The sequence below is a fragment of the Kribbella polygonati genome, assembly GCF_050320105.1.
Taxonomy (GTDB): Bacteria; Actinomycetota; Actinomycetes; order Propionibacteriales; family Kribbellaceae; genus Kribbella.
Map to the genome: position 1 here is coordinate 8,286,930 of NZ_CP190129.1, position 21,141 is coordinate 8,308,070.

Consider the following 21,141-nt stretch of genomic DNA (forward strand, 5'->3'; position numbering starts at 1 on the left):
CCTCACAGTGTCGCGACGCGCGCAACCGCTTATGCAGCGGGGCATCGAGAGCTAAGGTGCGGTCATGGCAAAGGCGCCCAGAGTTCTCGGAATCGTGCTGGCCGGTGGCGAGGGGAAGCGGTTGATGCCGCTGACGGCGGACCGGGCCAAACCGGCCGTGCCGTTCGGCGGCAGTTATCGCCTGATCGACTTCGTGCTGTCGAATTTGGTCAATGCCGGCTATCGAAATCTCTGCGTACTGACCCAGTACAAGTCGCACTCGCTCGACCGGCACGTCACGCTGACCTGGCGGATGTCCACCTTCCTGGGCAACTACGTGACCTGCGTCCCGGCGCAGCAGCGGCTCGGCCCGCAGTGGTACCAGGGCAGCGCGGACGCCATCTACCAGTCGATGAACCTGATCAACGACGCGGACCCGGAGTACATCGTGGTCTTCGGCGCCGACCACGTGTACCGGATGGACGCCTCGCAGATGGTCGCGGCGCACATCGAGCGCGGGAACGGCGTCACCGTGGCCGGGATCCGGGTGCCGCGGGTGGACGCGACCGAGTTCGGCGTGATCAAGACGGCGGCGGACGGGCACCTGATCGAGGAGTTCCTGGAGAAGCCGGCCGACCCGCCGGGGCTGCCGGACTCGCCGGACGAGACGTTCGCGTCGATGGGCAACTACGTGTTCAGCCGCGACGTCCTGGTCGAGGCGCTCCGCAAGGACGCCGCCAACCCGGCGTCGCGGCACGACATGGGCGGCGACATCGTCCCGATGCTCGTTGCCGAGGGCAAGGCGGGCGTGTACGACTTCCAGGAGAACGACGTACCGGGTGCGCTGGACCGGGACCGTTCGTACTGGCGCGACGTCGGGTCGCTGGACTCGTACCACGAGGCGCACATGGACCTGGTGTCGATCCAGCCGGTGTTCAACCTGTACAACAACGAGTGGCCGATCTTCACCTCGCACCCGCAGCTGCCGGGCGCGAAGTTCACCGACAACGCAACCGTCGGCGAGTCGATCGTCTGCCAGGGCTCGATCGTGTCCGGTGCGCACGTCGACCACTCGGTGCTGGGGTCGAACGTGATCGTCAACGCCGGCTCCGACCTGCAGAACTGCGTGATCATGGACAACTGCAAGATCGGCCGCGACGTCGTGCTGAAGAACGTCATCCTGGACAAGAACATCGTGGTACCGGACGGCACCGAGATCGGCGTCGACCCGGACTACGACCGGCAGCGCGGGTTCACCGTCTCCAAGGGCGGCGTCACGGTGCTCGGCAAGGGCCAGGTGATCGAAGCGGCCGTTGCCCCGGCGGCGGAGGTTGCTGAGGCGTGACGCTCTCCGAGGCGGGTGCGCTGGAACTCGATGCGGCCGACCCGGGGCATCGGGAGCTCTTCGACGTACCGCCGGCGCAGGGCGGCAGCTATCCCGAGGTGGCGTACTTCGCCGGGAACTCGCTCGGCCTGCGCCCGAAGGCGGTGCGGACCGAGCTGCTCGAGGACCTGGACGCGTGGGCCGCGCTCGGCGTCGAAGGGCACCTGGACGCGGCGCGGCCGTGGCTGCCGTACCACGAGCTGCTGACCGATCCGGCCGCGCGGCTCGTCGGCGCGCTGCCGAGCGAGACGGTCGTGATGAACTCGCTGACCGTCAACCTGCACCTGCTGATGGTGTCGTTCTACCGGCCGACCCGGTCCCGGCACCGGATCGTGATCGAGGACGCGGCCTTCCCGTCGGACAGTTACGCCGTACGGTCGCAGGTCCGGTTCCACGGGTACGACCCGGAGGACGCGGTGATCCGGCTCCGCCCGCGGCCCGGTGAGGACATCCTGCGGACGGCGGACGTCGTCGAGCAGCTCGGCGGCGACGTGGCGCTCGTACTGCTCGGCGGGGTGAACTACCTGACCGGCGAGTTGATGGACATCCCCACGATCACGAAGGCCGGGCACCTGGCCGGCGCGGTGGTCGGGTGGGACCTCGCGCACGCCGCCGGGAACGTGCCGTTGTCCTTGCACGACTGGGATGTGGACTTCGCCGCGTGGTGCTCGTACAAGTACCTGAACGCCGGGCCGGGGGCGCTGGCCGGGGCGTTCGTGCACGAGCGGCATCTCGGTGGCGACGTACCGCGGTTCGAGGGGTGGTGGAGTACCGAGGCGTCGACGCGGTTCGAGATGGCGCCGGAGTCCCGGCCGCCGGCGACCGCGGACGCGTGGCAGGTGTCGAACCCGCCGATCTTCTCGATGAGCCCGGTGCGGACGTCGCTGGAGCTGTTCGACAAGGTCGGCATCGGCGTACTGCGGGAACGGAGCCTGCGGTTGACCGCCTGTCTGGCGGACCTGCTCGGGCCCTTCGAGGTCATCACTCCCCGGGACCCGGCGCGGCGGGGTGCGCAACTGTCGGTGCGGGTGCCTGGCGGTGCGGGTGAGCTGTCACGGCGACTACGGTTCGAGTACGGCGTGATCGCGGACGCCCGCGAGCCCGACGTACTGCGGCTCGCGCCGGTGCCGCTGTACTCGACGTACCACGACTGCTGGCGGGCCGCCGCCGCATTGACCGAGGTGATGGGATGAAGGTCGCGATCGTCGGGGCCGGGCTGACCGGGTCGCTGCTCGCCTGTTACCTGGCGCGGCGCGGGTTGACGGTGACGCTGTACGAACGGCGGGCGGATCCGCGGGTGGCGGAGGTCGAGCGCGGGCGGTCGATCAACCTGGCGATCTCCGAGCGCGGGCTGGACGCGCTGCGGCGGATCGGGCTGGTCGACGAGGTGATGGCGGACGCGCTGCCGATGAAGGGCCGGATGATCCACCCGGTCGCGGGCGAGCTGGACTTCCAGGCGTACTCGGCGTCGGGGGAGCGGGCGATCAACTCGATCAGCCGGGGTGCGCTGAACAACGCGCTGCTGTCGGCGGCGTCGGCTGCCCCTGGTGTGACGGTGTCGTTCGAGCATCGCCTGGTCGAGCTGGACTCGGCGGCGGGGGAGTTGGTGTTCGCGACGCCCGCGGGGAAGGTGTCGGTGTCGGCCGATGTGGTGCTGGGCGCCGACGGTGCGGGGTCCGCCGTACGGGAGCAACTGCTTGCCGAGGGCATCGTCGCGGAGAACGTGGAGTTCCTGGACTACGGGTACAAGGAGTTGTCGATCCCCGCTGCCGCCGGGGAGTTCGCGCTGGATCCCGGGGCGTTGCACATCTGGCCGCGCGGTACGTCGATGATGATCGCGCTGCCGAATCCGGACCGGTCGTTCACCTGCACGCTCTTCTGGCCGGCGGGGTCGTTCGACGCGCTCACCACTGCCGGGGCGATCTCGGCGCACTTCGCGGAGCACTACCCCGATCTGTTGCCGCTGGCCCCTGATCTGGTGGACGACTACCTGAACAATCCGGTCGGGGTGCTGGGTACGGTGCACACCTTGCCGTGGCAGGCGCACGGGCGTACGGCGCTGCTCGGGGACGCGGCGCACGCGATCGTTCCGTTCTACGGGCAGGGGGCCAACTGCGCGTTCGAGGACGTGGTCGAACTGGACCGCTGCCTCGACGACACCGGCGGCTCGTGGGCCCGCGCACTGCCCCTGTTCGAGTCCCGCCGCCGCGAGAACACCGAGGCGATCGCAGAAATGGCCCTGGCCAACTTCGTCGAGATGCGCGACAAGGTGGCGTCCCCCGTCTTCCGTCTCCAGAAACAACTCGAACACACCCTCGAACGCCTCCTCCCCGGCCGCTACGTCTCCCGCTACGAACTCGTCTCCTTCACCACCACCCCCTACGCCGAAGTCCAACACCGAGTCCACCGCCAGCACCAGGTCCTCGGTGCCGGCGCGGTGGCAGCGGCAGGTCTGCTGCTGGGTCTCGCCCGGAGGCGACGGAAATGAGCTTGTGGTCGCCTGAGCTGTTGATTGGGCAGCCGTCGGCTGTTGGGGTGCTGCGGCACTTTGTGGATGGCTCGTTTGTGGAGAGTCCGGGGCGGTTTGCGAAGGTTTCGCCGGTGACGGGGGAGCAGATCTTCGACGTCTGTGAGGCTGATGCCGCGACTGTGGATGCGGCGGTGGGTGCTGCACGGGCCGCGTTGAAAGGTCCGTGGGGGCGGATGAGTGAGCAGGAGCGGGCCGTCGTACTGCGGCGGGTCGCGGACGGGCTCGAGCGGCGGTTCGAGGACCTGGTCGCGGCGGAGGTGGGAGACACCGGGAAGTCGATCAGCCAGGCCCGGGCGCTGGACATCCCGCGCGGTGCGGCGAACTTCCGGGCGTTCGCGGACTTCGCGACCACGGTGCCGGCCGAGTCGTACACCACGGTCCTCCCGGACGGGCGGCGCGCGCTCAACTACGCCGTACGGAAACCCGTCGGCGTCGTCGCGATCGTCGTACCGTGGAACCTCCCGCTGCTCCTGCTCACCTGGAAGGTCGCCCCGGCGCTTGCCTGCGGCAACACCGTGGTCGTGAAACCCTCCGAGGAAACCCCGTCCTCGGCGACCGTACTCGCCGAGGTGATAGCGGAAGCCGGCGTACCGAACGGCGTCTTCAACCTCGTCCACGGCTTCGGACCGTCCTCGGCGGGGGAGTACCTCACCGAACACCCGGGCGTCGACGCGATCACGTTCACCGGCGAGTCCGCCACCGGCACCGCGATCGCCAAGGTCGCCGCGGACCGCGTCAAGGCGGTCTCCTTCGAGCTCGGCGGCAAGAACGCCGGCCTGATCTTCGCCGACGCCGACCTGGACGCGGCCGTCGAGGGGTCCGTCCGCTCGGTCTTCACCAACGGCGGCCAGGTCTGCCTCTGCACCGAACGCCTGTACGTCGAACGCCCGATCTTCGACGCCTTCACGTCCCGTCTCGCCGCGCGGGCCGCCGAGCTGACGTACGGCTGGCCTGCCGACGAGGCCACCACGAACATGCCGCTGATCTCGAAACAGCACCGCGACAAGGTCCTCTCGTACTACGCCCTCGCCCGCACCGAAGGCGCCGACGTCCTGACCGGCGGCGGCGTACCCACCTTCGACGACGCCCGCGACGGCGGCAACTACATCCAGCCGACCGTGGTGACCGGCCTACCGCCGGAAGCCCGTACCAATCGTGAAGAGATCTTCGGCCCGATCTGCCACGTCGCACCATTCGACACCGAAGAAGAAGCCTTCGCCCTCGCCAACGACTCGGAGTACGGCCTCGCGGCAACCGTCTGGACCCGCGACGTAGGCCGCGCCCACCGCGCCGGCGCGGCGCTGGACGTCGGCCTGTGCTGGGTCAACACGTGGTTCCTGCGCGATCTCCGGACGCCCTTCGGCGGGGTGAAGCTGTCCGGCATCGGACGGGAAGGCGGGCGGCATTCGGTGGACTTCTACACCGAAACCACCAATGTCTGCGTGGAACTGTCATGACCCTTGTTCCTGGGAAGGCCACGCCGAGAGGCCGGTTTCCGCATGTGCAGGTGCGCGGTGGGTTCGCGTTCGTCTCGGGTACGTCGAGCCGGCGGCCGGACAACTCGATCGCGGGGGCCTCGGTGGATGCCCTGGGGACGGTCGACCTGGACATCCGGGTGCAGACGCGGGCCGTGCTGGAGAACCTCCGGGACATCCTCGGCGCGGTCGGGGCGGGGCTCGAGGACCTGGTCAGCGTGACGACGTACCTGGTGTCGATGAACGACTTCGGGGGGTACAACGAGGTGTACGGCGAATTCTTCGACGAGACCGGTCCCGCGCGGACGACGGTCGCAGTACATCAGCTGCCGCATCCCCAGCTGCTGATCGAGATATCCGGAATCGCGGCGATCCCGCAGAAGGAGTAAGGACATGGCGAACCTGGAGTCGACGAACTTTCCGCAGTGGATCGAGGACAACAGGCACCTGCTGAAGCCGCCGGTCGGCAACAAGCAGATGTTCCCGACCGGGGACGACTTCATCACGATGGTGGTCGGCGGACCGAACCAGCGGACCGACTTCCACGTCGACCCGTACGAGGAGTTCTTCTACCAGATCAAGGGCACCATGCACGTCGACGTGATGACTGACGACGGGCCGGCCCGGGTCGACATCAACGAGGGCGAGATGTGGATGCTGCCGCGCAGCATGCCGCACTCGCCGCAGCGGGACGCGGACTCGATCGGCCTGGTGATCGAGCGGGTCCGCGAGCAGGGCACGCTGGAGAAGTTCCGCTGGTACTGCGCGAACTGCAACGGCATCGTGCACGAGGTCGAGCTGCAGGTGAACGACATCGTCGCGGACCTGCCGCCGGTGTTCACGGCGTTCTACGAGAGCGAGGAAGCCCGCACCTGCCCGAACTGCGGCACGGTGCACCCGGGTAAATGACCGTCGACGTCCACACCCATCTGGTCCCGCACGGCTGGCCGGATCTCGCCGCGGCGTGCGGCGGGGACGGCTGGCCGTGGCTGCGGATCGACTCCGAGCGGGCCGCGATGATCATGGTCGGGTCCACCGAGTTCCGCCCGATCGGACCGCAGGCGTGGGATCGCGGCGTACGGCGTGCCGATATGGATGCCGACGGTATCGATCTGCAGGTGGTGTCGCCGACGCCGGTGTTCTTCTCCTACGAGCGACCGGCGACGCAGGCGGTCAAGCTAGCGGAGATCTTCAACGACCTGACGCTGGCGACGCTGGCCAGCGATCCGCGGTTCGTACCGTTCTGCCAGGTGCCGTTGCAGGACCCGGACCTGGCCTGCGCCGAGCTGGACCGGGCCCGCGCCGCCGGGCACGTGGGCGTGGAGATCGGCAACCACGTCGGCGACAAGGACCTCGACGACGCCGGGATCGTTGCCTTCCTCAAGCACTGCGCGGAGACCGGTACGCCGGTCCTCGTACACCCGTGGGACATGCCGGGCGGTCCTCGGCTGGACCGGTGGATGGCCCGCTGGCTGACCGGGATGCCCGCCGAGACGCATCTGTCGCTGCTGGCGATGATCCTCGGCGGTGCGTTCGACGCGCTGCCCCGGGAGCTGCGGATCTGTTTCGCGCACGGGGGCGGGAGTTTCGCGTTCTGGCTCGGCCGGCTGGACAACGCCTGGCACCGGCGCGGCGACATCGTCCGCGGTTGCTCGCAGCACCCACCGTCGACGTACCTGGACCGGATCCTGGTCGACACGGTGGTGTTCGAATCAGCACCTTTGCGACTACTTGTGGATACCTTGGGGGAAGACCGCGTTCTGGTCGGCAGTGACTATCCCTATCCACTGGGTGAACGGCCGGTCGGGGAGGTGGTACGGAAGTCCGGCTTCCTGACCGCGGAACAGCAACACAAGCTGTTGACGGCCAATGCTCTGCGCTACCTCGGGAGGCCTGAATGAGTGAGGACCGGTCGGTACTGTCACGCAAGGCGCCCGATCCCGATCAGGAGCTGCGGTACGGCGACCACCCGGACCAGGTGATCGACTACTGGCACGCGAAGGACTACCGACCGCTCGTGGTGTTCATCCACGGCGGCTTCTGGCGTCCGGAGTACGACCGGGTGCACGCCCGTTCGCTAGGCGCGGCCCTGTCCGACCTCGGCTGGCCCGTGCTGCTGCTGGAGTACCGCCGCGAGCCCGGCAACCCCGACGCGACCACGGCCGACATCCGTACGGCGCTGGACGCCTTGCCGGACCTGGTCGACGTACAGGCCGGATACGTACTCATGGGCCACTCGGCCGGCGGCCAGCTCGCACTCTGGGCCGCAGCCACGCTCAACCCGGTCCGCCTGCGCGGTGTGGTCGCCCTGGCGCCAGTAGCCAACCTCTTGATGGCGGACCAGCAGAAACTCGACAAGGGCGCCGTACAGGACTTCATCGGCGGCGGCGTCCGCAACGACCTCGACCCGGTCCACCTCCCGGCCCCGATCGCCCCCGTCACCCTCCTCCACGGCGCCAACGACTCAGTAGTCCCCATCTCCCTCACCGAGTCCTACCACTCCGCCCACCCCACCTCCCACTTCCACCGCATAGACCACTGCGGCCACTACGAACTGATAGACCCCCAGTCCGCCGCCTGGCACGACCTAACCACCGAACTAACCCGCCTGACGAGCTAGCGTTCACTCCTCGTCGGCCGACTCTGCGATGAGCTGTTCGAGCGACACCCATCGGCAGACCTCGTACCCGCTGTCGACCAGCAGCACCGGACGGTGCCTCGCCTCGGTCTGGGCTCTCAGATACCGGTCGACGAGCTGGGTGAGGTACTCCGCGGTCCTCGATGCCGGCACCGGCACGAAGCGGACCGCCGTACTGCCGTCCGGTGAGCGCGGTTTCTGACCACAACAGTCCCGCTCTGGATCCGTGCCCGGTGAACGAGCGCGTTGAACCTCCAACCGAACCTACAAACGTACTAATCGAGGTAGAACTTAGTACGTTTGTTGGTTTTATTGGTGGGTATTGCAGGTCTTCGCTACTGATCGTGTCCAGGCGACTGTCGTGCGACTTCGCCTACTTCAGGCGTTTGGCGGCGGTGAGGAGGCCTTCGGAGGTGGGGAGGAGGGCGGAGACCAGGTTGTCGTCGTCGCGGACGGCGCGGATCAGGTCTCGGAGGGCCATCGTGTCGGGGTCGCGGTGGGCGGGGTCGGCGACCTTGCCGCCGGTGAGGATGCCGGCGAAGGCGACCATGCCGCCGGGGCGGAGCAGGCGGAGGGCCTCGTGCAGGTACGCCGTGTTCTCGCGCCGGTCGGCGTCGCAGAAGACCAGGTCGTAGTGGCCGTCGGTGAGCCGGGTGACGACGTCCAGGCCGGCGCCCGCGATCAGCCGGAACCGGTTCGACGCGACGCCCGCGTCCAGGAACGTCTTGCGGGCCAGCCGCTGGTTCTCGGCGTCGATGTCGACCGTGGTCAGGGTGCCGTCGCGGCGCATCCCGCGGAGCAGCGCGAGACCGGAGACACCGGTACCGGTGCCGATCTCGACGACCGCCTTCGCGCCGGCGCCGGCGGCCAGCAGGCTGAGCGCGGCGGCCGTGCCGGCGCCGATCGGGGCGACACCGCTGTCCGCGGCGCTCGCCCGCGCACCGGTGACGACTTCGTCCTCACCGGTGTAGTCCTCGGCGTACGCCCAGGACGTCGGGTCGATGCCGGTGGCGATGGCGTCCTCCCAGTGGTCGGCTGGCTGATGTGCGGCTGCGGTACCCATGCTGCACCGAAGCCTAGCGGTTGGAGGTGCGCTTTCCGTGCTGCACGCGCGGAGGTTGCGCAGTCCTGCTCATAACAACCTTGCCCTGATCAGATATGATCGTCTTATCGAGACGTGGCTCACCTGGTGAGGGAGGTGTGTTGAGTTGGGATCAGGCCCGGATGACGTCGATGCCGGCTTCCTTGAAGACGGCCAGCTGGCTGTCGTCGGCCTGCGCGTCGGTGACCAGGGTGTCGATCTCGCTCAGCTCGCAGATCCGGGCGAAGGCGCGCTGCCCGAGCTTGGAGGAGTCGGCCACCACGACCACCTTCGCGGCCCGGCTGACGATCAGCTGGTTGATGTTCGCCTCGCCCTCGTGGTGGGCGGTGGCGCCGGTCTCGTCGATGCCGTCGACGCCGATGAACGCGATGTCCAGCGACAGGTCGGACAGGATCCGGTGCGACAGCGGCCCGATCATCTCGTAGGACTGCGGCCGCGCGACGCCGCCGGTCAGCACCATCTTCACGTGCGGCCGGACGATCAGCTCGTTGGCGATGTTCAGCGCGTTGGTCACCAGCGTGAAGGCCGGCTCGCCGTGTTCCGCGGACAGCTCCGGCCGGGTCGCGAGCGTGCGCGCCACCTCGGAGATCGTCGTCCCGCCGTTCATCCCGATCACCATGCCGCGGCGCACCAGCGTGGCCGCCGCCTGCGCGATCCGCTGCTTCTCGGACGCGAAACGCGCAGTCTTGTAGCGCAGCGGCAGGTCGTACGACACCGCGTTGGCGACCGCGCCGCCGCGGGTCCGGGTGAGGAGCTGCTGCTTGCCGAGATGGTCCAGGTCACGCCTGATCGTGGCCGCGGACACGTGCAGCTGCTCGGCCAGCTCGTCGACGTCGATGGCGCCCTTCTCGGCGAGCGACTCGAGCAAGGTGTTGAGGCGTTCATAACGCTTCACCCGGGGCTCCTCCTTCACACAATCGGTCAGCCGGGTGGCGGCTGGTTGGCACCATTCGATCACGTTCGAGCAGTTTCGACCATGACAAGTGCGGAGACGACATGACTCAAGAGCCATTTGTGAGCACTGAGATCGCCACTCAGCCGGACCTGTGGCGACAGGTCTCGGAGGGTTTCGCGCAGTACGGCGGTGCACTTCCGACGGCCGGCCAGCGGGTCGCGGCGGTCGGCTGCGGTACGTCGTGGTTCATGGCGATGGCGTACGCCGCACTCCGCGAGGACCTCGGCCAGGGCGAGACCGACGCGTTCGCGGGCTCGGAGTTCCCGGCGGACCGGACGTACGACGCGGTCGTGGTGATCAGCCGCTCCGGCACCACCACCGAGGTGCTGGACCTGATCCGCGACACCGACCTGCCGACCGTCGCGATCACCGCGACCGCGGGGTCGCCGATCTTCGACCTGGCCGACCGGACCATCCTGCTCGACTTCGCCGACGAGCAGTCCGTCGTCCAGACCCGGTTCGCGACCACCACGCTGGCGCTGCTCCGCGCGTCGCTCGGCGAGGACCTGTCGAAGGCCGCCGCGGACGCTCAGACCGCGCTGACCCTCGACGTCGACGACCTGGCGAAGCTCGAGCAGGTCACGTACGTCGGCACTCGCTGGACCGTCGGCCTGGCCCACGAGGCCGCGCTGAAGCAGCGGGAGGCCGCGTCGGCGTGGACCGAGGCGTACCCGGCGATGGACTACCGGCACGGCCCGATCGCGATCGCGCAGCCCGGCCGCGGCGTCTGGATCTTCGGCGAGGCTCCGGCCGGCCTGATCGACGACGTGAAGGCCACCGGCGCGACCGTCGTCCAGCACCCCGAGCTGGACCCGATGGCGTCCCTCGTCGTCGCCCAGCGGGTCGCCGTCGCCAAGTCGCTGGCCCTCGGCCTGAACCCGGACCAGCCGCGCAGCCTGACCCGCTCGGTCATCCTCGACGACCAGCAGTAGTTCCGCCCGACCAGCGAGGGCATGGCGGCTCGAAGCGCTGCAGCCTGAGGCCGACGGGGGACAACCCCTCGCGTCGACCCTTCTCTGTCCTTCATGGCACCAGAGAACCGTCGACACGAGGGGACAACCCCACCTTCGACAGGCCGCCGAGCCCGGCCGCGACGATCAAGCCGAGGCCGACGGCGACGAGCGCGGGACGGGTTCCCGTCAGCGGGACCAGCACCCCGGCGGCGGCCTGGCCGAGGGCGGAGGTGCCGACCCGGAGACTGGCCGCGGTCGTGCTCACCCGGCCCTGAAGTTCCGGCGGGCTGTACCGCTGCCGCGCCGCGAACATGGCCGGCAACGTGGGACCTTCGGCGAGACCCGCGGTGACCGCGAGGACGACCAGCACACCGAAGGACGAGCCGATCGACCACGTGGTCAGGACCAGCCCGTACGCCGCGACCGACAGCATCACGACGTACTCCGGCCGCAGCTTCGACCGGCTGAGCAGGAGGGCCGTGGTGACGCTGCCGATCTCGACCGCCGTCCAGAGGTAGCCGGCCGCTGACCGGGGCTGACCGAGGGACGGCATGTGCAGCGGCAGCGCGATCAGCAGGACGCCGGTGCAGCCCATCAGCAGCGTGGTCGTCACGGTGGAGGCACGCAACGGCGGCGTCCGGGCGAGATGCCGGAGGCCGCCGATCATCGACGCGAGGAACGGTTCTCCGGACGCACCGACGGGCGGGAGGGCGGGCAGGCGGGTGATCGAGGCGATGCTCAGTACGGCGGCGCCGACGATCACCACGACCGCCGCGTCGACCGAGACAGCAGCGGCCAGGGTGGCCGCGGTGGCGGGACCCGCGATCGCGGCGGTGCTGAAGCTGACCGACTCGAACGCGTTCGCCCTCGCCAGCCGCTGCGGGTGGAACAAGCTCGGCAGCATGCTCGTGAACCCGCCGCTGACCATCGGCAGCGTCGCGCCGGCGACCGCGGCGAGTGCGGGAGCCGGCCAGTCGGCGTGGTGCCCGACCACGATCAGCAGGACCAGCATGACGACGGCGAGTGTTGCCTGGTTGACCGCCAGCGCGCTGCGGCGGTGCGGCGTACGGTCCAGCCAGGCGCCGAGTAGGGGACCGGTGACGATCGCGGGCAGCGCGTACGCGGCACCGGTGAGGCCGGCGAGGGCCGGGCTGCCGGTGCGGTCCAGGACCAGCAGCACGAGCGTGAACGCGACCATCTCGTCGGCGAACCGGGCCAGCGTCGCCGCGAGGTAGTAGCTGGGCACGCCGGACCTCCAGGTAACGCGATATGGACTGTTGCGCGTTACGCTAACAAAGGCGTTACGGGAGGAGTCCAGTGGAAATTCAGTCCCCGGACCGGCTGATCCGGCTGGCCGTCGACCTGGTCAACCTGCGGGAGTTGCCGGGGCCGGCCGAGCTGCGCGCCTTCCTGCTCGCGCACGGTGAGCCCGAGCCGGTCGAGGTCGACGAGGACGATGTCGAGGGCGTCCGCGCGGTCCGCGAAGCCTTGCGGCCGGTGTTCGAGGACGACCCGGCGGAGGGTGCGCGGGCGGTCAACGCCCTGCTCGCGCGATACGCCGTACGGCCGTATCTGTCGGATCACGACGGTACGCCGTGGCACGTGCACGTGGCGGAACCCGACGCGTCCTGGGCGGACTGGCTGGCCGCGACGACTGCGCTGGGCCTGGCGACGTTCGCGGCGGGTCATGGCTTCGAGTCGCTGGCCGTCTGTGCCGCGGCCAACTGTGATCGGGTCTTCGCGAACACGGCCGTCAACCGCCCGCGGCGTTTCTGCACTCCGCGCTGCGCCACCCGTACGCGGGTCGCCACGTACCGCGCCCGCCAGGGCTGAAGCCAAATCGTTGCGAAAGCAGTTTCGCTTGAGGTCTGGTATTTGCGAAAGCGCTTGCGCTACCGTGCGGAACGGTCGACCTGTCGACCGACATCCCCGCAGAGGAGTTCCGATGAACAGGTTTGCAATCCGTTGTGCTGCAGGGCTTTCCGTGCCGTTCCTGCTCGTGGCCTGCTCGAGTGCACCGTCCTCGGGCGGTGATTCCGGTACCGGATCAAGCCCGGGCGGACAGGTCACGATCACGGTCGGTGACCGGCCGCCGAGTTCCGACCCGGAGAACCGCAAGCAGTTCGACTCGCGGGTGGCCGACTTCGAGAAGGCCAACCCCGACATCAAGCTGAAGCCGGTCGAGACCATCTGGGACGCGACCACGTTCCAGGCGCAGGCGGCCGGCGGGCAGCTCCCCGACGTACTGAACGTGCCGTTCACCGAGCCGCAGGGCATGATTGCCCGCAAGCAGGTCGCCGACCTGACCAAGGTGCTCAAGGACGACGGCCTGCTGGACCAGCTGAACCCGAACGTGCTGAAGATCGCCCAGGACCAGTCAGGCAACGTGTTCGCGGTCCCGACGGCCGCCTACTCCGTTGGTCTGGTCTACAACCGGGACCTGTTCACGAAGGCCGGGCTGGACCCGAACAAGCCGCCGGCCACCTGGGACGAGGTCCGCGCGGACGCCAAGCTGATCGCGCAGAAGACCGGCCAGGCCGGGTACGCGCAGATGACCACCAAGAACACCGGCGGCTGGATGTTCACCACCCAGACGTACGCGTTCGGCGGGTCGATCGAGAACGAGGACGGCAGCAAGGCGACGTTCAACGACGCGCCGTCGAAGGCGGCGCTGCAGGCGCTGCACGACATGAAGTGGGTCGACAAGTCGATGGGGCAGGCCGTGCTCTACGACATCGACGGGATCTCCAAGGCGTTCGCGGCCGGCAAGATCGGGATGTACATGTCCGCTCCGGACGCGTACCACACGCTGGTCGACATCAACGGCCTGAAGCCGTCCGCCCTGGGCGTCGGCCCGATGCCGCAGCAGGACGGCGACCATGGCACCCTGTCCGGCGGCAGCGTGCAGATCGTCAGCCCGAGCGCGACCGACGCCGAGAAGGCCGCGGCGATCAAGTGGATCCGGTTCAACTACCTGAACAAGTACGTGAACGAGACCGCCGCGGTGACCAGCGCCAAGAACGGTGTGGCGGCCAAGCTTCCGGTCGGCGTACCGGGGCTGCCGGTGGTGGCGGCCGACCAGTACTCGAAGTACCAGTCCTGGATCAAGCCGTACGTCAACGTCCCGCTGGAGAACTTCGCGCCGTACACGAAGGTGGCGGCCGACCAGAAGATCATCCCTGAGCCGCCGGTGAAGGCTCAGGAGGTGTACGCCGCGCTCGACCCGGTCGTGCAGACCGTGCTGGGCAACGAGAAGGCCGACATCCCGGGGCTGCTCAGCAAGGCCGCGGGCACCGTGGACGCGAAGCTCGGGCGCTGAGTTGCTCCGCCGTCTGCGCAACGGAGTACCGGCGGTGCTGTTCGCACTGCCGGTGCTCCTGGTCTTCGTGGTGTTCTCGTGGGGCCCGATCGTCAAGGGCCTCGTGATGAGCCTGCAGCAGACCAACCTGGTCGATCCGGTGAAGTGGGTCGGGCTGGAGAACTTCAAGTACGTGCTGACCGACCCTGGTGTCGGTCAGGCGTCCTTGAACACGCTCTGGTTCACCTTGCTGGCCTTGCTGTTCGGCTTCCCGGTGCCGGTGCTGCTGGCGATGTTCCTGTCCGAGCTGCGTGGCAAGTCGTGGCTGTACTCCACACTGGCGTATCTACCGGTCATCACGCCGCCCGTGGTCGCCATTCTGCTCTGGCGGTTCTTCTACGACCCGTCGCCGACAGGACTGTTCAACAGCATCCTTGGCACCGTGGGGCTCGGCCCGTACCCATGGCTGGACAGTCCGTCGTCGGCGATGCCCTCGATCGTGCTGGAAGCCACCTGGGCCGGTGCCGGCAACGCAGTGATCATCTACCTGGCCGCACTGACCTCTGTACGCGCCGACCTCTACGAGGCGGCCGAGTTGGACGGTGCAGGAGTCGTACGCCGGGTGTGGCACGTCATGCTGCCGCACCTGCGCGGCGTACTGCTGTTGATGCTCCTGCTGCAGGTGATCGGGACGATGCAGCTGTTCACCGAGCCACTGCTCTTCACCGGTGGCGGACCACAGGGGTCGACGATGACGATTCTGTTGCTCATCTACAACTACGCCTTCGTCAACGGGGACTACGGCGCAGCTACCGCGTTGAGCGTCCTCCTGGCGCTGGCACTCGCCGTACTGTCGGCTGTGTTCCAGCTGGCGACACGTGGTTGGAGTACCGAGTGAGTGACGAGCGCGGTGCGCTGTCGGACGCGGACCGCAAGCTCTCACGTGTACGGGTGCCGTTCGTGATCGGACAGGTCGTCGTACTGATCGGGCTGCTCGTTGCCGGTCTCGGACCGATGCTGTGGTTGCTCAAGGCAGCTATCTCGCCGACGCAGGACAGCATCCGCTCACCGCTCGGCTGGTTCCCGTCCGGCCGGGTGGAGTGGCAGAACCTTGCTACCGCCTGGCAGCAGGGTCACATCGGCTACTACCTCACCAACACCGCCTACATCGCAGCGGGTACGGCGGTTGTGTCGCTGATCGTCTGTACGACGGCCGGCTACGTGCTGAGCGTGCTTCGACCGCGTTGGGGTGTGCTGTTGTCGGCACTCATCCTGGCAACGCTGTTCGTTCCGCACATCGTTTCGCTCGTCCCGCTGTACCTGACCGTGCTGAAGCTGCCCCTGGTGCACACCAACCTCACCAACACGTTCTGGGCGGTGTGGCTGCCACCAGCGGCCAGCGCGTTCAACGTGCTCGTCGTGAAGCGGTTCTTCGACAGCATTCCTCGTGAGTACTTCGAAGCGGCGCGCATCGACGGCGCCGGGTCGCTCCGGGTGTTCACGTCGATCGTGCTCCCGCTGTCGCGGCCGATCCTCGGCGTGGTCGTGCTGCTCAGCATCATCTCCTCGTGGAAGGACTACCTGTGGCCCCTGCTGGTGCTGACGAATCCGGATCTGCAGCCGGTCTCGGTGGCGTTGCCCAAGATCGCCAAGGTGACGGAGCTCAACATCCAGTTGGCGGGGCTGTTCCTGGCGCTGCTGATCCCGGTGCTGCTGTTCCTGGTCTTCCAGCGAGCATTTCTGCGTGGCGTGGGCCTGTCTGGGGGAATCAAGGCGTGAACCGCGTCCTGGTCACCGGTGCCGACGGCTCGATCGGCCGGGCCGCGGTCATCGGCCTGCAACAGGCGGGGTACGACGTGACCGGCCTGTCGCTGCGCTACGACCATACGAGTACGGCGGACCGTTCACTGGTCGGCGACGCGCGGTCGGCGACCGACGTGGCCGCCGCACTCGACGGTGTGGACGCGGTACTGCACCTGGCGGCCATTCCGCACCCCAGCCTCGGTACGCCGGAGGAGGTGTTCGAGAACAACGTGGCTGCGACGTTCAACGTGCTGGCACAAGCAGGACAGCAGCAGGTACGGCGTGCCGTGATCGCGAGCAGCATCAACGCGTTCGGTGTACCGATGAATCTGAACGACGTGGTGCCGGCGTACTACCCGCTGGACGAGGACGTGGAGGCTGACATCGCCGACGCGTACTCGTTGTCCAAAAGCGTCGACGAACAGAGCGCACGGATGGCCTGGCGGCGCTGGGGTACCAACGTGATCGCCCTGCGGTTCCCGCTGGTCAAGGACCGCGACCAGCTGCTCAAGTTCGCGGCCATGGCTGACCGGGATCCGTCCATCATGGCCCGGGAGGGCTGGGCGTACCTGGACCTGCGGGACGGCGTACGGGCGATCATCGCCGCGCTGGAGTCACCCGCGGCCGGAGCGCACGTCGTAGGGCTCGCGGCTGACGACATCCTCATCGACAGGCCGACCGAAGAGCTCCTGCGCGAGTACGCGCCGACCGTGCCGCTGCGGAGACCCGTCCAGGGACGTGACTCGCTCGTCGACACCAGCCGGGCGCGCGAGCTGCTGGGATTCGTCCCGCAGTACTCGATCCACGATCAGACGGTGTCCGCCATGACGACGTGAGGCTCGACGTACTCGACGCCGGGCTCGAGGTCGCCCTCGAGGAGGCGGTTCGCGACCCGGCGGCCGATCTCCTCGAGGCCGACGTCGATCGTGGTCAGGTGCCGGGTGCCGCGCTGGTCGTGCATCAGGCTCTCCCAGTTGTCGACGCCGATCAGCGCGACGTCGCCGGGCACCTGCCGGCCGCTGGCCGCGATGACCCGCTCGACGCCGCGGCCGATCGCGTCGCTGCCGCAGAAGATCGCGTCGATGTCGGGGGCCTCGGCCAGCAGCTCGGCCGCGGCCTGCTCGCCCCACTCCTCGCGCCAGCGGCCGAAGCGCACCGGTGCCGCCCAGCGCAGCCCGGCGTCGGCGAGCAGCTGCTCGGCGCCCTCGGCCCGGCGTTGCGCGGCCATGTCGTGCGGCTCCGCGGTCAGGTGCGCGATCCGGCGCCGCCCGCTGGTCAGCAGATGGCTGATCGCCAGCCGCCCGATCGCGTGGTCGTCGGCGGTGATCGTGGTGTCCCGCGGGTCGTCCGGGACCGTGAACGCGTTGATCACCGGGACGTCGAACCGGCTGGTGAACGACGGGGTGCGGAACGACGTGCTGGTGCCGATCACGATCACACCGTCGATCCGGCGGGCCCGGAGCTGCAGGATGCTCTCGTTGACGTCGTCCTGCTCCTCCATCCGGGCGTCGTACAGCAGGATGGCCTGCTCCTTCGCGCCCAGCTCGGTGGCGGCGGTGGCCAGCACCACGCGGGTGAACGGGTTCGACGCGCGGTGCGTCAGCACGCCGATGGTCTGGCTGCGGCCGCGGGCGAAGGAGCGGGCCAGCGCGTTGTGCCGGAAGCCGAGCCGGTCGGCGGTCACCCGGACGTGCTGGCGGGTGGCGTCGGAGATCCGGTCGGTGCCGTTCAGCGCCTTGGACGCCGTCGACAGCGAGACTCCGGCCGCGGCGGCCACATCGGACAGTGTGATCACCTGGTCGGCCATCTTCCCATCGTAGTCAGCAACGAGCCGTTGACACGGGGCGCGCCGGGTATCAGGGTGTGATCTGCGAAACCGCTTTCGCTCACCCCTGAGAGGAGCATTCGATGACCCGTCGCCGCACCGGCGCAGTCAGTCTGCTCACGGCCGGCCTGTTGCTGGCCGCCGTACTTCAGTCACCCGCCCGCGCCGCGACCACCGCGGCGCCCACCCTCACCATCACGCCGGCCACGGTCGGCAACACCTTCACCGTCGGGCAGCAGGTGAAGCTGGGCTTCAGCACCGACGCGGCCACCGTCACCTGGACGGTCCGGAACGCCGACGGCACCGAGGTCGCCAAGGGCTCCGCTGCCGCGTCCGCACTGAACGGCCAGCTGCCCCTGTCGATCAGCACGCCCGGCTGGTACCAGACCGACCTGAGGGCGGTCGCCGCGGACGGTACGACGACCCTTGGCGGTACGGACTTCGCCGTACTGACGCCGCACGACTTCTCCACGTCGACGGACACCCGGATCGGTACGGCGACGGCGTTGGGGTTCGGGGGAGTCGCCAACCCCGGGCTGGACGCCGTACCGCTGCTGGCCAACGGCGGTATCTCGACCGCACGCGACGAGGCGTTCTGGGCGGCGGCTGAGACCACCAAGGGCGTCATCCAGTTCCCGCAGAACGTCAAGAACTACAAGGCCGCGCTGGACGCCAACCATGTCGACTTCTTGAACATCCTCGACTACGGCAACCCGCTGTACTACCCGGACGAGGCGCCGTCGACCGACGAGCAGCGGGCCGCGTTCGCGCGGTACGCCGTCGCCGCGGTGGACGAGTTCGGCACCGAGCACACGACGTACGAGCTGTGGAACGAGTGGAACCTGCGGGACCCCAACGGTGCCGCCAAGGCCAGCCCGGAGAACTACGTCGCGCTGCTGAAGACGGTGAGCGCCGCCGTACGGGCGAAGCACCCGGACGTGAAGCTGACGGGCCCGTCGCTCGCGGTCATCAACGACTGGCAGGGCTGGTTCACCAAGTTCGCCGACCTGGGCGGGCTGGACTACGTGGACGCGGTCACCATCCACCCGTACGTGCAGCCGCTCGACCCTGAAGCCTCGGTGGCGTACGTGAACACCATCCGCAGCATCATGGCCGCGCACGGCTCCACCAAGCCGATCTACATCACCGAACAGGGCTGGGCGACCGGTACGAACCCCAGCGCGGTGTCGGAGCCTGCCCAGGCGCGTGACCTGATCCGGGGGCAGTTGCTGTCGTACGGCAACGGTGTGGCCCGCTACAGCTCGTACAACTTCATGGACTCCGGCAACGACCCGTCGAACGTCGAGCACCGGTTCGGCATGGTCCGCAACCGGCTCGACGCCCGCGGTGCGCTGGTACCCAAGCCGTCGTACGTCGCCACCGCGGTCCTGGCCCGGCAGATCGACGAGCTGCCGCTGACCGGCCAGACCCGGTTCGGCACCAACGGGTACGACGTGGCGTTCAACGCCGGTGGTGGACAGAGCGTGCACGCGGTGTGGTCGACGACGCCGGGCCTGGTGAACCTGGCGGCGCCTGCCGGCTCCCAGGTCCAGATCACCAGCCTGTACGGCGAAACGACCACGCTGACGGCTGACGCCGGCGGGCACGTGTGGGTGAGTGCCGGGCCGGACCCGTTCTACGCGAAGGGTGCGATTACCGGTGTGGCGCCGTCCAACCGGTTCGCGTTGTCTGTGGGGCCGGAGATCGCTGGTGACGCGGCTACGGGCACGCTGACGTTCAGCAACCCGGACGCCGTGGCGCACTCGTTCACTGTCGCCGCTGGTGGCGCTGAGACGAGCGGATCGGCTGCTGCTGGTGCCACGGCGACCGCTGCGGTCACCTACCCGGCACAGGACTCGACCGGAGCGCGCACTTACCGCGCAACCGTCAGCGTTGATGGACAGGCCGTCGGCCTGGTGTCGGCCAGTGGGTCTGCGACGCCTCCGTTGTCCGTGACTGCTTCTCACGTACTCAACGGGAGCGGGAAGGACCTGCTGCGGTTCCGCGTCACCAACGCTTCGTCGCATGCGATCCCGGTTGCGGGGCTGGACTGGCAGTCCGGTACGGCGTCCGGGACCTTGCTGGCTGATTCCACGATTGCTCCGAATGCCACGCAGGAGGCCGACGTTCCGATCGCCCTGACAGGTGCTTCCAGTTGGTCCGCGAGCTTGCGGCGGGTGGGGGAGACGGCGATTGGTGCGTCGGGCACGTTGGCGCTTGCGAGCCCGTTGACTGTCGCCAACCGGTACAGCGTGAAGCTGGACGGAGTGATCGACCCCGCGGTGGCTGCGTTGCCCGCTATCGCGCTCGAAGGGACCGGTACGCCGCCGGTTACCGGCTGGGGCGGGCCTAGCGACCTCTCCGGGAAGCTCTGGCTCACGCACGACGACCAGAACCTGTACCTGTCGGCCCAGGTCACCGACGACGTGTTCTCGCAGCCCAACCGCGGCGGGAACATCTGGGGCGGCGACGGGATCCAGCTCGGCATGACGGCAGGTGCTCCGGGTGAGGCCACCGCGGCGCAGGAGATCGGCGTCGCGTTGACGGACGCCGGCCCGGTGGACACCTGGCGCTGGACACCCACCAGCCAGACCGGTGTGCCGCCGGGCGTCGACGCCAAGGTCGTACGGGACGAGGCCGCGCACACCACGACGTACGAGATCGCGGTGCCGTGGAGCACGCTCGGGTTCGCGGCCAAGGACCGGCTGCTCTCGGCCACCGTCGTCGTGAACGAGAACGACGGCACCGGCCGCCGCGGCTGGCTGAGCTGGGGCAAGGGGGTCGCCGAGACCAAGAATCCCGCCCTGTTCAACGCTATCCGGCTCGACCCGGCTGCCGTTCGGTAGCCGCCCACCGACTCGGCGTGGGTGCCCTCGAACTGCTGCCTAGGGGCACCCACGCCGAGCCTCCGGCGCCCGCCTAGGATCGATTCATGAGTCACACCGTGCTGGCCGAGCTGGTCGCCAACGTGCTGAAGGTCACAGCCAAGGCCGGGGATACGGTGCGTCCGGATGACACGCTGGTCATCCTGGAGTCGATGAAGATGGAGATCCCGGTGCTGGCCGAGGTGGCCGGCACGATCGCCGAACTGAAGGTCGTCGAGGGCGAAGTGGTCCGCGACGGGGATCCGATCGCCGTGATCGAGGAGACCTGATTCAACCGAAATGCCCGTCAACGCGTCTTTACCGGTGAAGGCACC

21 protein-coding genes are annotated in these 21,141 nt (G+C 68.6%); 16 read left to right on the plus strand and 5 right to left on the minus strand.

The genetic code is table 11. The features are described 5' to 3' along the window. The first annotated feature begins 64 nt into the window (after positions 1-64). From glgC to ACQHIV_RS40000, 8 genes are read left to right on the plus strand one after another with little or no spacing between them, the layout of a single operon-like run. Positions 65-1,324, plus strand: a complete 1,260-nt coding sequence (gene glgC, locus ACQHIV_RS39965; protein WP_427889626.1) for a glucose-1-phosphate adenylyltransferase — start codon at positions 65-67, stop codon at positions 1,322-1,324. Next, a complete protein-coding gene (kynU, locus tag ACQHIV_RS39970; RefSeq protein WP_427889628.1) occupies positions 1,321-2,556 on the plus strand; it encodes a kynureninase in 1,236 nt (411 codons plus the stop codon). Before glgC ends, kynU begins: the two co-directional genes overlap by 4 nt. Continuing rightward, on the plus strand, positions 2,553-3,851 hold the full coding sequence (locus ACQHIV_RS39975) for an FAD-dependent oxidoreductase (protein WP_427889629.1): 1,299 nt from the start codon (positions 2,553-2,555) through the stop codon (positions 3,849-3,851). The genes kynU and ACQHIV_RS39975 overlap by 4 nt, the downstream gene beginning before the upstream one ends. Beyond that, positions 3,848-5,350, plus strand: coding sequence for a 2-hydroxymuconic semialdehyde dehydrogenase (locus ACQHIV_RS39980; RefSeq protein WP_427889631.1), 1,503 nt, complete (start codon positions 3,848-3,850; stop codon positions 5,348-5,350). The genes ACQHIV_RS39975 and ACQHIV_RS39980 overlap by 4 nt, the downstream gene beginning before the upstream one ends. Beyond that, positions 5,347-5,757 carry a RidA family protein gene (locus ACQHIV_RS39985; protein WP_427889633.1) on the plus strand — a complete coding sequence of 137 codons (411 nt, stop codon included), beginning with the start codon at positions 5,347-5,349 and terminating at the stop codon, positions 5,755-5,757. The genes ACQHIV_RS39980 and ACQHIV_RS39985 overlap by 4 nt, the downstream gene beginning before the upstream one ends. A 4-nt stretch (positions 5,758-5,761) precedes the next feature. Beyond that, positions 5,762-6,277: a 3-hydroxyanthranilate 3,4-dioxygenase gene (locus tag ACQHIV_RS39990; RefSeq protein ID WP_427889635.1), complete on the plus strand. Its 516-nt coding sequence runs from the start codon at positions 5,762-5,764 to the stop codon at positions 6,275-6,277. Then, the gene (locus ACQHIV_RS39995; protein WP_427889637.1) at positions 6,274-7,269 is read left to right on the plus strand and encodes an amidohydrolase family protein; all 996 of its coding nucleotides are present in this window, start codon (positions 6,274-6,276) and stop codon (positions 7,267-7,269) included. The genes ACQHIV_RS39990 and ACQHIV_RS39995 overlap by 4 nt, the downstream gene beginning before the upstream one ends. Continuing rightward, a complete protein-coding gene (locus ACQHIV_RS40000; protein WP_427889639.1) occupies positions 7,266-7,988 on the plus strand; it encodes an alpha/beta hydrolase family protein in 723 nt (240 codons plus the stop codon). Before ACQHIV_RS39995 ends, ACQHIV_RS40000 begins: the two co-directional genes overlap by 4 nt. A 3-nt stretch (positions 7,989-7,991) precedes the next feature. Here ACQHIV_RS40000 and ACQHIV_RS40005 read toward each other — a convergent pair whose 3' ends face one another. The 3 genes from ACQHIV_RS40005 to ACQHIV_RS40015 all read right to left on the minus strand — a co-directional run bounded on the left by ACQHIV_RS40005 (position 7,992) and on the right by ACQHIV_RS40015 (position 10,003). After that, on the minus strand, positions 7,992-8,159 hold the full coding sequence (locus ACQHIV_RS40005) for a hypothetical protein (RefSeq protein WP_427889641.1): 168 nt from the start codon (positions 8,157-8,159) through the stop codon (positions 7,992-7,994). Positions 8,160-8,379: 220 nt separating this feature from the next. Continuing rightward, positions 8,380-9,069: an O-methyltransferase gene (locus ACQHIV_RS40010; protein WP_427889643.1), complete on the minus strand. Its 690-nt coding sequence runs from the start codon at positions 9,067-9,069 to the stop codon at positions 8,380-8,382. Between the two features lie 151 nt (positions 9,070-9,220). Further along, positions 9,221-10,003: a DeoR/GlpR family DNA-binding transcription regulator gene (locus tag ACQHIV_RS40015; RefSeq protein WP_325040459.1), complete on the minus strand. Its 783-nt coding sequence runs from the start codon at positions 10,001-10,003 to the stop codon at positions 9,221-9,223. A 119-nt stretch (positions 10,004-10,122) separates the two neighbouring features. Here ACQHIV_RS40015 and ACQHIV_RS40020 point away from each other — a divergent pair, with 119 nt between their 5' ends. Then, positions 10,123-10,995 (plus strand): SIS domain-containing protein, encoded by an 873-nt coding sequence (locus tag ACQHIV_RS40020; RefSeq protein WP_427889645.1) that lies wholly within the window; start codon positions 10,123-10,125, stop codon positions 10,993-10,995. A 91-nt stretch (positions 10,996-11,086) separates the two neighbouring features. Here the strand turns inward: ACQHIV_RS40020 and ACQHIV_RS40025 are convergent, their stop codons facing one another. Further along, positions 11,087-12,262 carry an MFS transporter gene (locus ACQHIV_RS40025; protein WP_427889647.1) on the minus strand — a complete coding sequence of 392 codons (1,176 nt, stop codon included), beginning with the start codon at positions 12,260-12,262 and terminating at the stop codon, positions 11,087-11,089. A gap of 71 nt (positions 12,263-12,333) precedes the next feature. Between ACQHIV_RS40025 and ACQHIV_RS40030 the strand changes: the two genes are divergently transcribed. From ACQHIV_RS40030 to ACQHIV_RS40050, 5 genes are all read left to right on the plus strand, one after another. Next, on the plus strand, positions 12,334-12,849 hold the full coding sequence (locus ACQHIV_RS40030) for a CGNR zinc finger domain-containing protein (RefSeq protein WP_427889648.1): 516 nt from the start codon (positions 12,334-12,336) through the stop codon (positions 12,847-12,849). Positions 12,850-12,961: 112 nt separating this feature from the next. Then, the gene (locus tag ACQHIV_RS40035; RefSeq protein WP_427889650.1) at positions 12,962-14,335 is read left to right on the plus strand and encodes an extracellular solute-binding protein; all 1,374 of its coding nucleotides are present in this window, start codon (positions 12,962-12,964) and stop codon (positions 14,333-14,335) included. Positions 14,336-14,369: 34 nt separating this feature from the next. Then, on the plus strand, positions 14,370-15,212 hold the full coding sequence (locus ACQHIV_RS40040) for a carbohydrate ABC transporter permease (protein ID WP_427889652.1): 843 nt from the start codon (positions 14,370-14,372) through the stop codon (positions 15,210-15,212). Further along, a complete protein-coding gene (locus ACQHIV_RS40045) occupies positions 15,209-16,093 on the plus strand; it encodes a carbohydrate ABC transporter permease (protein ID WP_427889654.1) in 885 nt (294 codons plus the stop codon). The genes ACQHIV_RS40040 and ACQHIV_RS40045 overlap by 4 nt, the downstream gene beginning before the upstream one ends. After that, entirely contained in the window at positions 16,090-16,953 is an 864-nt protein-coding gene (locus ACQHIV_RS40050; RefSeq protein ID WP_427889656.1) for an NAD-dependent epimerase/dehydratase family protein, read from the plus strand. The genes ACQHIV_RS40045 and ACQHIV_RS40050 overlap by 4 nt, the downstream gene beginning before the upstream one ends. Here ACQHIV_RS40050 and ACQHIV_RS40055 read toward each other — a convergent pair. Continuing rightward, positions 16,926-17,924 carry a LacI family DNA-binding transcriptional regulator gene (locus tag ACQHIV_RS40055; protein ID WP_427889658.1) on the minus strand — a complete coding sequence of 333 codons (999 nt, stop codon included), beginning with the start codon at positions 17,922-17,924 and terminating at the stop codon, positions 16,926-16,928. The genes ACQHIV_RS40050 and ACQHIV_RS40055 overlap by 28 nt on opposite strands. Positions 17,925-18,025: 101 nt before the next feature. Here ACQHIV_RS40055 and ACQHIV_RS40060 point away from each other — a divergent pair, with 101 nt between their 5' ends. Continuing rightward, on the plus strand, positions 18,026-20,788 hold the full coding sequence (locus ACQHIV_RS40060) for a sugar-binding protein (protein ID WP_427889660.1): 2,763 nt from the start codon (positions 18,026-18,028) through the stop codon (positions 20,786-20,788). 86 nt (positions 20,789-20,874) lie between these two features. Then, positions 20,875-21,096, plus strand: a complete 222-nt coding sequence (locus ACQHIV_RS40065) for a biotin/lipoyl-binding carrier protein (protein WP_427889662.1) — start codon at positions 20,875-20,877, stop codon at positions 21,094-21,096. The last annotated feature ends 45 nt before the right edge of the window (positions 21,097-21,141 follow it).